We start from the raw sequence: 11,822 nt of genomic DNA, 5'->3' as shown, positions 1-11,822 counted from the left end.
ACACGTTACAGCTCGACCTTAAACCCTACACAAGAGTGGCGTAAGACATACTCCGGTATGCAGCCGTGTTGACGGTGTAGATAAACCCAGAGAATCACTGATTGTCGCAGGTTTTTAGTAGCGGTAATGAAATTAATGTGACTGTATTGGCAGCAGAAGCAGTGCTGTTTTATGCAGCACTGCTATAAGGGGAGGGAAGTGAGTCATCTTGCTCAGATAAGAGGGTGGGTTCTTGATCTGTTGATGGAATTGATGAAATCGGTTTCAGGAAGGCTTCGTAAAAATCCAGGCTGTTTTTACAAGTGAGGTTATAGTATTTGAAAAAACTGCCATTGATCTGGGTTTTCTGAAACAGAAATGAGTGGAGCTGTTTAAAAAGAGTGCGATCAACGGGTTGAGGGTTCTTCCAGAAAGACTCCAGTGACTCCTGATGGGTAATGCCTTCAATATCATAAAAAGCCCGCCCCATGACTTTGGTGGGCAAGTGATGCAGCAGAGCAGAGATTCCCACTGTGCTATTGACTGTGACTACACCGCAAGTATGGTGATATAGATCGGGTAATGGGATGTCATGACAATAGAGAACTCTGTCCTGGATACCCAGATTGGTTGCTAACTCTTCTATAAACTTGCCGTAATCGGTGTACCCCCTGTCCATAGGGTGATGCTTCAGGCACAGTACTTTGTCTGAATCAGCATGCTTCCAAAAAGAAACCATGACCTCCTGAATAAATGCTTTTACCGACTCATAAGGTGAGTGGAAAATCATCTGGGAATCATCATGGACTTGCAGTGGGACCAGATAGAATCGCTGGTCAAACTCATTATCCAGGCGATATTGAGTTTGCTTATCGTAGCTTTTAAAAAGCCACTTTCTGGCAAATCCTCTCAACCAGTAAAAACCTTCTTTGACCGGATGGGCGGCTCTATGATGGCGGTATTCAGAAAATTTATCTCTTGAAAAAAAGTTGGCCCAATAATAAAAGGCAGCATATAAAGTTCTTTTTTTCATGGTACCGCCAATGGTCTGGCTGGATTTAGCCGAGCATGGGGTGATGTTTTCCAGGCTTTCACGACACAGATTCATCTGGCTCAATGAATTAACACCATCGGGTTCAAGGGTAATCGTGTTGGGCCTTAAATAGCCTTCCTCAAACACACAAAACTTGACCCCTAAAGAGTTACAAACGGGTTTTGCGGTTCTGTGATAATAACGACAGTCACCGAGTAGGAAGACGGCTTCGATGCGGTGTTCAATGAGGTACTGTTTAAGAAAAGCAGCCCAGTCGGCGGGCTTACCGGTGTAATCAGTTTGAATATTGGCCCAGGAAAAAAGCCGATCTCCCCCATTAAAATTAATTTTATGGGTCGTGTAACCGGCTTTGGAAAAAGTACGTGCCAGCTGCTTGAAAAATGGTCCCAATGGACCCTGCAGAAAAAGTACAGCAGATTCAGTCATCGTCTAAGCCCGGTCCCTGTGCCTGACCTGAGTCGTTCATCTATAGTCGTGTAGTGCGCGGATTTTAGCATAACTATGTGTAAAAATATAATTCGATGTAGTTGTTGGGATTGGACACGAAGCTCTAAAAAAATAAGGTGTCTTCTCAGGTGGTTTGCAGGAACTTATACATTAAGAAGTTAAGTTGACAAGCTTATTCTGGTGGTCGGTGAGCATAGAATATAAACAGTCAGTGCAATGATAACTGTTTGATAAATATATGAATAGTGATCTCATGAGGCGCGTGAGATTCAAGGCATATAGGTAGCTGACGCGAAAGAGTTGCTTTCTTTTATATTACGTACTAGTTTTATAAATCTATACGTATAGGAGGTTGCCATGAGTAAGCTCACCTTAACGGTGGATCCTGAAGTGGTTAAGCAGGCTAAAGTTTATGCCGCCAGTCAGCAGCAAAGTCTTTCCAATCTGGTAGAAAACTTTCTCAAGTCTCTCCCTAAATCGGAAGAAAGCGAAGAGATAAAGCTGCACGGCGTTGTTGCAGAGCTTTCTGGAGTGATAAAAGAAAAAGATCTTGCAGATCTTGATCATTATGAGGTCTACCTACAGGAGAAATATCAGTGACCAGGACATTATTTTTGGATGCTGATGTTATTCTCGACCTTATGGCCATGCGTGAGCCATGGTTCATCAATAGTGCAAAAATTTTCTCTCTGATTCAGTCAGGGCATTATAAAGGAGCAACTTCAGTAGTCGTTTTTGCTAATATTTTTTACATACTCAGAAAACTGAATGGATCAGATGAGGCGAGGAATACACTTCATAAGCTAAAAAGCCTTTTGACGGTTCTACCTACTTCTGAAGCAAGTTTGGAGCAAGCATTGAACTCCACTTTCAAGGATTTTGAAGATGGTATTCAGTACTTCACTGGGCAAAATGCAGGAGCAGATTTGTTGCTGACTCGAAATATAAAAGATTATAAATGTCAGGATTTACCTGTAATGACACCAGAGCAATTTCTTGAAAGCATTGAATGTCATTAACCTCACATCAGCACCTAATTGATCAAAGCCTCTAATAAATAACTGAGTTTTCTTTGCTTTTTTCTCAGCCAGCGGCTTAATAAATAACGACTTTCAGTTTGTATACTCTTCTCTTGGGCAAGAGCAGAAATAATTCTCTCTGGTGTCGTATATCTGCGAGTAGTCCAGTTAATGTAGGTCGGGTAGTAACAATGGGCAAAATAGATCAGTTCATCCAATGTTCTATTTTGACGGCGTCTTGAGCAGTTCAAATGGTCAACGGTGATCCCCCAACCGGCATAAAAAGGCTGACCCCAGCAGTGAACTGCTTTCCCAAGTGTCAAAGCTTCAAAACCTGCCAGAGAGGTCATAACGTGCAGTTCATCGCATTGTTCAATGCAATCAAAAATATCACCATTCGTTACAATATGATCGACCCAGTTTAAGGCAACATTATCAGGTATATGACCCTCTCTCCCCGCTAAAAGCACATCAGGATGAGGCTTGTAAACAATGAAAGCGTTTGGAGCGTAAGTTCTTACCGCTTTGATGAGCTCAAGGTTAGACTTAAGCTCGGGGCTGCCCCATTGTATGGAAGCGTCGCTGTCCACCTGGCCCGTAATCAGTAACTTGCGTTGATCCATTCTGGCTGACTCAAATATACGTTGTACCGAGCCTTGCAGGTTGTATTTGCTGATCCGCTGCTCTCTTAATGTTTTGCGTAAAGCCTTGGCTCGTGAGAGCTGATCCACATTGAGCTCAATTGAGTTGATTGCTGTCTCAAGGTCAGAAGGTCTGGAGGCATCAAAATAGATACCGGTCTGATCCAAAATAAGAGAGCTGGGTCTGCGCAGTTCAGCGCCCAGGCCAACTGAGCGAATGAATGCATCTTCCGCTCTGAAAAGCTTAATGTTTGTTTCAGGCTTATAGTCATGGTGTTTCGCTCCCCAAACCAGAATACCATCTCCTGGTATCGCCTTTGCTTCAGCCTGTTCCAGTGATTTTACAAACTGAACCTTTTCCGAGGTAGCTTGTGTAAAGCACTTCAGAAATGCTCGTTTCCATAAGCTGAAACCTACAGCATAGAGCGTTTTGACGGGTTGACTTCGTGACTCTGTCTGGAGGGGGATAAGCTCCAGAATATCTTCCAGTTCACACCGTTTAAAAGTTTCCGGGTCAATATAGCGGGTGTATTTCAGGCAGGCTGCTGCAAAGAGGCTCTCGACGGTATGTGTTTGTTTTCTCCGTGAGCAATGAACCCTGTCATCTGTTAATCCCCAGCCACTGTAAAATGGAACACCAAAACACACGACGGTTTTATTGTGCCAGAGAGCTTCAAACCCCAGCTGAGAAGTGACGACATAGACTTTTTCAAAGAAGGGGAAAAGCGACTGAGCGTTAACCTTGTCGGAAAGAATTCGTACTCTGGGGTTGTCTGGAAGACGGCTGCCGAGGTAGCCCTTTTTGGTACCTAAAACAACATCGGGATGAACCTTTATCCAGATTTCAGAATCTGGATTCTCTGAAAGAGCGGCATCCAGCATTCTCTCAAAACTGGCGTCGTCGGCTAATCCAAATTTGACCGAGCAATCCCCGTAAGTCTGGTCAACGACCAGAATACGTTTCTGGCATTCAGCCTCAGGCTCCCAGCTACTCAAAGGCTCATGGTTGTATTTACTGATTTTGTTTTTTGTAATCTGAGCCAGAAGATTAGAAGAGCGTTCATTTAGCTCAGAGGTAAACCATTCAGGGTGATTTAAAAGCTCTTCGATATCTGAAGAGCTGGTAGCATCGTAGTAAATACCTTGTTTATCAAGGATCAACGAAAACCGCTTGTCGCCCAGAGCTGGGTGCCCCAGATAGCTGATAAAGCCATCTTCAAGGTACCAATAGGGAATACCATGCTTTTTTGCCAACGCTACAGCTTTTGTAGTGTTGGCTTTTTTGCCCCAGCCTAGAGCTACTTGAGATGGATGGATCTTTGAATACGGCTTTTTCTGTTCAATGCCATTACATTCTAATAGAGCCGTTAGCTCTCTGGCAGTACTGATACCTCGAGAGAGGGTGATAAAATCTGGGTTGGACACTGATAAATGGGACGGCAAAGAAGTCACTGATACTTAATAAATAGGTGATTGAAAAACGAGTGTGTTACTTTTTACTATGAAAATACAGCTAAATCAGCGACAAAACCTGTTTACCGTGAAAAATATTTTGCTTTGCTGTTTTCCATACTCGAGGGTGACGCATAATACTTTTCTTCGCTCATGGCTGTTTATGCACGATGCAAGAACTGACCCCGGAGCCCTCTTGATCTAAAGCGTACCTCCCGCAATAATGAATAAATCGCAAGCTAACCAGAGTTAACCAGTCATGAAAGATAATGAGACTGATGTACAAAAGAGACTACTTAGTGAGATAAAGCAAGTTCCACCTGAATACTTACCGGCACTATTGACTATTGTTCATAGTTTTCGTGAGAGCGTTGCATTTGATAGCGCTGAAAACTCCTTTGAAAAGGGGTGGAAAGAAGTGAGTGGAAACGATCTCAAGCCTATAGAGAACTTATGGCAAGGGCTTGAACATTGACAAAGCTTCAATACACGCCAGAATTCAAGCGCTCACTGGCTAAGTTACTGAAGAAATATCGCAACCTTCGAGAAGACCTGGAGCCGCTACTCAATAAATTAGCAGCAGGATAAACGCCGGGTGACAGGCTTCAGGTGACAGGTGCTGTTTTGTATAAAATCAGGGTAAGAAATAGCGATGCCAAGCGAGGTAAAAGCGGCGGCTATCGAGTTATCTACTACCTGAAAACCAAAGAAGTTATTATTTTGGTAACACTCTATAGCAAAACAGAGCAGACAGACATTCAAACCGATGAAGTCCAGAGTATTATCGATCGTTGTACGCAATAATTTTTCTTTAGGAATAGAGCATCTTTTCCGGCTCATGAATAATTGAAGTCAGTTATGTTTACACGGCTTCATTTAAAGCACGACTGGAGGACTCAATATTCTGAATTATCTTGTTCGCATTGGACAGCATAGCCTTTTTATCCAATATCATAAGCTGTTCAATAGCCTCCACCCATGAATCTACTTCGTCATCAACAATAAGACCTGCATTACTCTTTTCTATCAATTCAGAAAGAGGGAAACGTGCAGAGTAAATACCCACGGCGTTCTGACGACAGATATCAAGCATTTTGGTATGGGATCTGGACTGGTTGAAAGAATTGCTCATTAAAGGTGCCAGTCCAATGTCCATTGTTCTGGAAGAGGTCATGGTTAAATAGTCTGGCCAGGGCATAGGGTGAAGGATCTGCACACGGGGAATGCCTCTTGCCGCTTTGTACAGTGAATGGTTACCAATGAGCTCAAACCAGGTATTCAGGTTGCGCGACTGAACTTTTCGAATAACCTTTAATACAAACTTCCAATCCTCCTGATGGGAACTGCTACCGTGATAAAAACAGCGAACCAAAGGCAGCTTTTCTTTTTCTATCTGAGTGGGGGAAAGTACTGCCTCAGCAGGTAACTGGTATTTTTCTGCAAGGTGAGTGGTGGATACCCAGATCTTATCACATACAGCTTTTAACAGTGGTCTTGCCTTTCTGTACCAGGAAGACAGGCGCTTACGATAGGGTCTTGGAAGCGTTCGATCAAGGTATGCACCAGGAATATCATCATCAATAAACCAGATGACGCCGGTACACATAGCTGTTGTATCCCCAAGGTGTCTTAGGATGTTAAGGGGAACATCTCTCACCAGAACAATCAGGCAACCAGCGGTGATCGAGTCAAATACCTGTTCCAGACAATCATCCCGGCTTATATCAATCTCTGTATACTTCTGAACCTGATGACTTCTGTTACGAAAATAGAAGTCAACCGTAGGAGAAATAGATCTGCCAATGACAACGACTTCTCCATTCCAATCATTGGTGTATTGGACAGAAGGCGTAAAAAGTTTTGGGCTTCTTATAAGAGCTTTTAGCATAGAGATTAGCAAGCCAGAAACAAAAGGCAGGGAAGGTCGAATAAATTGAAAGCAGGGGCCTTGAATCAGGCCCCGGCACAATTAGGCGTTGGACAGTTTCTTGATCTTGTCGTAGGAGCCGCCACAGACAATAAAGAAAGGATTAAGAATATCGTCCTTGGTATTATAAAGAAGCGGCTCAAAATCAGAAGTCAGTACTTTTCCGCCTGCTTTTTCAACAACGCATTGTGCAGCAGCGGTATCCCACTCACTGGTCAAAGCAAAGCGTGGATAAACATGAGCCTTACCTTCCGCAACTAGACACAATTTTAATGAGCTTCCCATGGAAACCATTTTTGCATCGCCCAGCTTCTCAATAAAACTGTGGGTCTCTTTACTCATATGAGAACGACTGGCGACAACATTCCAGAACTCCCCCTCCTGATGGTCCGCCACTCTGATAGACACGGGTGATTCTCCCTCTGTCATTTTAAAAGCGCCTTTTTCATCAGCAAAGTAAAACAGCTTAAGAACAGGTGCGTAGACAACAGCCATAGCCGGTTTGTTATCAACGATCAGAGCAATATTGACCGTAAACTCACCATTACGTTTGATGAATTCCTTGGTGCCATCCAAAGGATCGACCAGCCAGTAGGAAGACCACTGACTGCGCTCTTGCCAGCTAATATTGGCTGACTCTTCAGAAAGAATAGGTAACTCAGAGGTCAGTTCACTCAAGCCTGCAACAATCACTTCATGAGCTGCAAGATCCGCTTCAGTGAGAGGGCTTTCGTCTTTCTTTTCATAAGTCGCAAAGTCACGCCCATAGACAGACATGATGGCATCACCGGCTTTACGCGCAATTTCAATAATATTATCCAGCACTTCCGATTTCCTTGGGAAAACTCTTTAGTCATTAATCTAAGATGTTCAATACTGAACAGCCTTACAGCCTTACAGCCTTACAGCCTTACAGCCTTACAGCCTTACAGCCTTACAGCCTTACAGCCTTACAGCCTTACAGCCTTACAGCCTTACAGCCTTACAGCCTTACAGCCTATTTCAGGCTGTTTTTTCTTTTAACTCTGATTTTTGAAGCAATTTCTTCTCTATCAGATAATCAAGCACAAGTTGAGCGCATTCCTTCAGATTTAGCTCTGCAGTATCAATAATAATTTCCGGATTTTCAGGCACTTCATAGGCAGAATCAATACCGGTAAAATTCTTGATCTCGCCGGCTCTGGCTTTTTGATAAAGGCCTTTAGGGTCGCGTTGCTCACACACTTCCAGTGGGGTGTTCACAAAGACTTCAATGAACTCACCTTCCGGAAGCATATCCCTGACCATTCTTCTGTCCGAGGTGAAGGGAGAAATAAAGGCACTCAGGACAATAAGGCCGGCATCGACAAACAGATTGGATACTTCACCAATGCGACGAATGTTTTCAACCCGGTCATCATCGCTGAAGCCAAGGTCCTTATTCAATCGATGACGAACATTATCGCCATCCAGCACATAAGTATGATAACCCTGTTCATGAAGAAGATCGTCCACGGCGTTAGCGACAGTGGATTTGCCTGACCCACTCAGGCCGGTAAACCAGATAAGGCATGGCTTTTGGGACTTCAGGTTTGAGCGTGCTTCTTTAGACACCTTATGAGGGTGCCAGACAATATTTTCCATAAAATGAAAAACTCATACAGAGCTGTAAAGCTGTAAAGTGTTAAGGCTGTAAAGTATGAAGAACAAACCAATACCAGACAGCGTTATAGCCTTATAGCCTTAAAGCAAATTAAAAGGGGAAAAACAAAGGTATAAGTATTAAAACGACCAGACTGTATAAAGCAGAAAGCGGTAAACCCAGTCGTACATAATCTTTAATCCGATAGTTTCCGGCACTGTATACCATCAAATTGGTGGCATATCCAAAAGGTGATACAAAGCTGGCACTGGCACCGAAAATGATTGCGATAATAAAGGGTAGCGGTTGTGCATCCCAGCGGCTGGCAACCTCTACTGCTATCGGAAAAACAAGGGCTGCGGCGGCATTGTTATTGATGACCTCTGTAAATAACAGGGTCATAAAATAAACACCGACCAGAGCACCCATGACCCCCCAATGCTCTGAGACTGTAACCAGGCTATCCGCTATAAGGTTGGCTGTCCCGGAACTGATAATGACCTCGGCAATAGCCAGAGTGGCTGTGACGATCGTTAACAGCTCAAAGGGAAATCGCCTCCGGATTTCATCCAGCGAGAGCACACCACTGATAAGGTAGCCGCCTAATAAAAAAGCGAGACCTTCTGACAGGGGAATAAAACCGGAAAGAGACATTAAGAGCGTCAACAGAAAGCCAGCAATCACGAGAATACTGATATTCTTGGACAAGTAACGTTTGGCTTTAAGTCCGTTGATCAAATAAAAGTTTCGATCCAGATTGTTATGCTGATGAAAATCAACACCTGTTGCCAGGATCAGGCTATCACCAGTTCTCAAACGAATCTCACCTAATGAGCCTCCCAGTCTTTCATCACCTCTGCGAACAGCTACAACAGCCGCATCAAACTGAGTACGGAAGTTGACGTCACGAATGGTTTTACCCAGCAAAGATGACTGATGGCTGATGAACACTTCAGAAAGGTTATCAGTCAGACTTTCGCTCGAGTCATCGAACAGAACCAGTCCTTTGAACTGATTCAAAAGATGAACTGAGCGAATATCACCCGAAAATACCAATACGTCACCCGGGTGAAGTTTCTCTCTTGGAGAAACAGGACTGATCAACTCACCTTCACGGATTAGCTCAGCCAGAAAGAGACTACCCAAGTGTCTCAGGCCATTTTCCGAAATGCTTTTGCCCACCAGGGGAGATTGATCCGTAACTCTGGCCTCAATGAAATAGTGCTTAATATCTACGGCATCAGTTGGTCTGTCAGGTAAGACTCTTTTACCTAACAGGGCAATGACCAGGCAGCCCAGTAATGCCATCACCAATCCTAGCTTGGTAAAAGTAAAGAATCCCAAAGACCCGATACCTTCCTGAATCGCCAGAGAGTTAACAATCATATTGGTACTGGAGCCAATCAGAGTAAGACCACCACCAAATATCGATGCATACGAAAGTGGTAGTAAGACTCTGGAAGCAGAGTAATGCTTATTTTTACGAACCGTGCTCAGTAGTGAAGCTACTACTGCCGTATTGTTGATCAGAGCTGAAGTACTGCTGACAAGAACGAACAGCTTAACAATTGAGCGACGATATCCGGATTTAAAAAGCTTATCACCCAGCCCGGTAACAAAGGGTGTCTTTTCTAAAGCCAGTGAGACCAGTATCAGTAAAACCAATGTGATCAGAGCTGGATTAACGGCTTTGTTAAGGGCACTTTCCAGACTGATATAGCCTAAAGCAATGAAAAATCCCACGGCGGAAACAAAGGCTACAGCAGGTCGTAACTTGTTAAACACCAGGGCAGTGACAAGCAACGCCAGAATTAAGAGTACAATGGATGGCATAATTTTTTGCGGAAGGCTATAAAGCTTTAAAGCGATAAAGTCACAGCTATAATTGCCTTACAGCCTTACAGCCTTACAGCCTTACAGCCTTACAGCCTTACAGCCTTACAGTTCTACCTTTACCGCTTCCCAGTGAGGAAAGTACTCACGAACCAGTGCATTCATTTTGACTTCAAATTCTTTCATGCGCTCTGGGGTCATTTCCCTCTGTTCAAAGCTGGACTCATTCGCTTTACCCGTGATCATACCTGCCCCTACAGTGACATTGGTCATACGGTCAATCACGATAAAGTTGCCGGTGCCACGAATGTTATCGTATTGGTCAAAGACAATAGGGTCATTGGCTTCAACACGGCAAAGGGCTATTTCGTTCAATGCCAGCTGGTGAGCTTCTTCTTGCTCAAGGGTATTAACATCAACGCGGTGTTTAATGTTACTGATACGGCCATAGGTATTTTTGGTTGCGAACTTCAGCGCGTATTCCCGACCAGGAACCATGGCTTGATCACTCATCCAGACAATATGGGCTTCAACCGCATCGCTCACCTGAGGCAGGTGATCGCTGTGAACCAGCATGTCTCCTCGGGAAACGTCAATTTCGTCATCCAGAGTGAGGGTGATAGCCTGACCTACAAAGGCCTCAGTCACTTCCCCTTGTGGGGTATGAATAGACTGAACGGTACTTTGTTTACCAGAAGGCAGGGCAGTGATAGCGTCGCCTTTCTGAATTGTGCCAGCGGCTACTGTGCCACAGAAACCACGGAAGTCCAGATTGGGTCGATTAACGTACTGAATGGGCATACGAAAGTCAGTCGTATTCAGATCATCAGAAACAGTCACAGTTTCCAGTAGTTTCATCAAGGTTGCTCCCGGGTACCAGGACATATTGTCGCCGGATTCAACAACGTTATCACCACGCAAGGCTGAAATAGGAACGAAGCGAATATCTGACAGATTCAGCTGGTCAGCAAAAGACTTGTATTCAGCCTTGATTTCACGGAAACGTTCCTGAGAATAATCAACCAGATCCATTTTGTTGACGGCAACAATAACGTGCTTGATACCCAGCAGGCTGGTAATAAAGCTGTGACGACGGGTCTGGGTTTGAACACCGTAGCGGGCATCGATCAGAATAATGGCCAGATCGCAATTAGAAGCACCGGTAGCCATGTTACGAGTGTACTGCTCATGCCCAGGGCAATCGGCAATAATAAACTTGCGCTTTTCAGTAGAAAAGTAACGGTAAGCTACATCAATCGTAATGCCTTGCTCACGCTCTGACTGCAGACCATCAACCAGCAAAGCCAGGTCAAACTCTTCGTCAGTGGTATTAAACTTCTTGGAATCGTTTTTGATGGCACCCAATTGGTCTTCAAAAATCATTTTGGAATCGTGCAACAAACGACCAATCAAAGTCGATTTACCGTCGTCAACGTTACCACAGGTCAGGAAGCGCAACATATCTTTGGATTCATGCTGCTTGAGATAGCCCAGGATGTCTTTTTCAATTAATTCGGATTGGTTCATATTTTTCGCAGAAAGCGAAAAAAGTTGTAAAGCTATAAAGCTGTAAGGCTATAAGGTTAAAGAGTGAGAGAACGGATCTCTTTAACCGAACAGACTTACCTGATTACAACTTTTCAGGCTTTCGAATTCTCTCTGATACGGTGGGATAAGTTCAATAGCATGGATGAAATAACACGGGTTTCATTAAGCCAGTGTTTAGCCCGGATATTTCATAAACATGCTCCCGTTCTCACTTGCCCTTTGCCGCTCTAAGGGAGTTTTACTCAGTCGACCGTACTCCCCGGTACGGCACTCCTTCGCAAAATCCCTTAGAGCGACAAAT

Annotated in this window: 11 protein-coding genes; 4 read left to right on the top strand and 7 right to left on the bottom strand. The window is 44.0% G+C overall.

The features are described from left to right. Positions 1–169: 169 nt before the first annotated feature. Positions 170–1,459, bottom strand: a complete 1,290-nt coding sequence (locus ACR2PX_RS16650) for a capsule biosynthesis protein (RefSeq protein ID WP_434000482.1) — start codon at positions 1,457–1,459, stop codon at positions 170–172. A 378-nt stretch (positions 1,460–1,837) separates the two neighbouring features. Between ACR2PX_RS16650 and ACR2PX_RS16645 the strand changes: the two genes are divergently transcribed. Both ACR2PX_RS16645 and ACR2PX_RS16640 read left to right on the top strand, forming a co-directional pair. Next, positions 1,838–2,080 carry a DUF6364 family protein gene (locus tag ACR2PX_RS16645; RefSeq protein WP_434000481.1) on the top strand — a complete coding sequence of 81 codons (243 nt, stop codon included), beginning with the start codon at positions 1,838–1,840 and terminating at the stop codon, positions 2,078–2,080. Further along, a complete protein-coding gene (locus ACR2PX_RS16640) occupies positions 2,077–2,499 on the top strand; it encodes a type II toxin-antitoxin system VapC family toxin (RefSeq protein ID WP_434000480.1) in 423 nt (140 codons plus the stop codon). The genes ACR2PX_RS16645 and ACR2PX_RS16640 overlap by 4 nt, the downstream gene beginning before the upstream one ends. Positions 2,500–2,513: 14 nt before the next feature. Here the strand turns inward: ACR2PX_RS16640 and ACR2PX_RS16635 are convergent, their stop codons facing one another. Beyond that, positions 2,514–4,565, bottom strand: coding sequence for a capsular polysaccharide biosynthesis protein (locus ACR2PX_RS16635; protein WP_434000479.1), 2,052 nt, complete (start codon positions 4,563–4,565; stop codon positions 2,514–2,516). Positions 4,566–4,851: 286 nt separating this feature from the next. On the opposite strand from ACR2PX_RS16635, the gene ACR2PX_RS16630 reads away from it, so the two are divergent. Both ACR2PX_RS16630 and ACR2PX_RS16625 read left to right on the top strand, forming a co-directional pair. Next, positions 4,852–5,067, top strand: coding sequence for a hypothetical protein (locus ACR2PX_RS16630; RefSeq protein WP_434000478.1), 216 nt, complete (start codon positions 4,852–4,854; stop codon positions 5,065–5,067). A gap of 149 nt (positions 5,068–5,216) precedes the next feature. Continuing rightward, on the top strand, positions 5,217–5,396 hold the full coding sequence (locus tag ACR2PX_RS16625; protein WP_434000477.1) for a type II toxin-antitoxin system RelE/ParE family toxin: 180 nt from the start codon (positions 5,217–5,219) through the stop codon (positions 5,394–5,396). Between the two features lie 58 nt (positions 5,397–5,454). On the opposite strand, the gene ACR2PX_RS16620 is transcribed toward ACR2PX_RS16625, so the two are convergent. The 5 genes from ACR2PX_RS16620 to cysN form a co-directional block, all read right to left on the bottom strand. Further along, positions 5,455–6,480 carry a hypothetical protein gene (locus tag ACR2PX_RS16620; protein WP_434000476.1) on the bottom strand — a complete coding sequence of 342 codons (1,026 nt, stop codon included), beginning with the start codon at positions 6,478–6,480 and terminating at the stop codon, positions 5,455–5,457. Positions 6,481–6,561: 81 nt separating this feature from the next. Continuing rightward, positions 6,562–7,344 (bottom strand): 3'(2'),5'-bisphosphate nucleotidase CysQ, encoded by a 783-nt coding sequence (gene cysQ, locus ACR2PX_RS16615; RefSeq protein ID WP_434000475.1) that lies wholly within the window; start codon positions 7,342–7,344, stop codon positions 6,562–6,564. 177 nt (positions 7,345–7,521) lie between these two features. Continuing rightward, complete coding sequence (gene cysC / locus ACR2PX_RS16610) at positions 7,522–8,142, bottom strand: adenylyl-sulfate kinase (RefSeq protein ID WP_434000474.1); 621 nt, start codon at positions 8,140–8,142, stop codon at positions 7,522–7,524. A gap of 109 nt (positions 8,143–8,251) precedes the next feature. Next, on the bottom strand, positions 8,252–9,973 hold the full coding sequence (locus ACR2PX_RS16605; protein ID WP_434000473.1) for an SLC13 family permease: 1,722 nt from the start codon (positions 9,971–9,973) through the stop codon (positions 8,252–8,254). A gap of 105 nt (positions 9,974–10,078) precedes the next feature. After that, positions 10,079–11,500, bottom strand: a complete 1,422-nt coding sequence (gene cysN / locus ACR2PX_RS16600) for a sulfate adenylyltransferase subunit CysN (RefSeq protein WP_434000472.1) — start codon at positions 11,498–11,500, stop codon at positions 10,079–10,081. Positions 11,501–11,822 lie beyond the last annotated feature (322 nt).

Source organism: Endozoicomonas sp., from assembly GCF_051008435.1.
Lineage (GTDB): Bacteria > Pseudomonadota > Gammaproteobacteria > Pseudomonadales > Endozoicomonadaceae > Endozoicomonas_A.
This window is presented reverse-complemented; position numbering and strand designations above follow the sequence as displayed.

Coding starts and splice junctions, on each gene's coding strand:
- ACR2PX_RS16650 (WP_434000482.1), bottom strand. CDS start 1,459: ATGACTGAATCTGCTGTACTTTTTCTGCAGGGTCCATTGGGACCATTT.
- ACR2PX_RS16605 (WP_434000473.1), bottom strand. CDS start 9,973: ATGCCATCCATTGTACTCTTAATTCTGGCGTTGCTTGTCACTGCCCTG.
- ACR2PX_RS16630 (WP_434000478.1), top strand. CDS start 4,852: ATGAAAGATAATGAGACTGATGTACAAAAGAGACTACTTAGTGAGATA.
- ACR2PX_RS16645 (WP_434000481.1), top strand. CDS start 1,838: ATGAGTAAGCTCACCTTAACGGTGGATCCTGAAGTGGTTAAGCAGGCT.
- cysC (WP_434000474.1), bottom strand. CDS start 8,142: ATGGAAAATATTGTCTGGCACCCTCATAAGGTGTCTAAAGAAGCACGC.
- ACR2PX_RS16620 (WP_434000476.1), bottom strand. CDS start 6,480: ATGCTAAAAGCTCTTATAAGAAGCCCAAAACTTTTTACGCCTTCTGTC.
- cysN (WP_434000472.1), bottom strand. CDS start 11,500: ATGAACCAATCCGAATTAATTGAAAAAGACATCCTGGGCTATCTCAAG.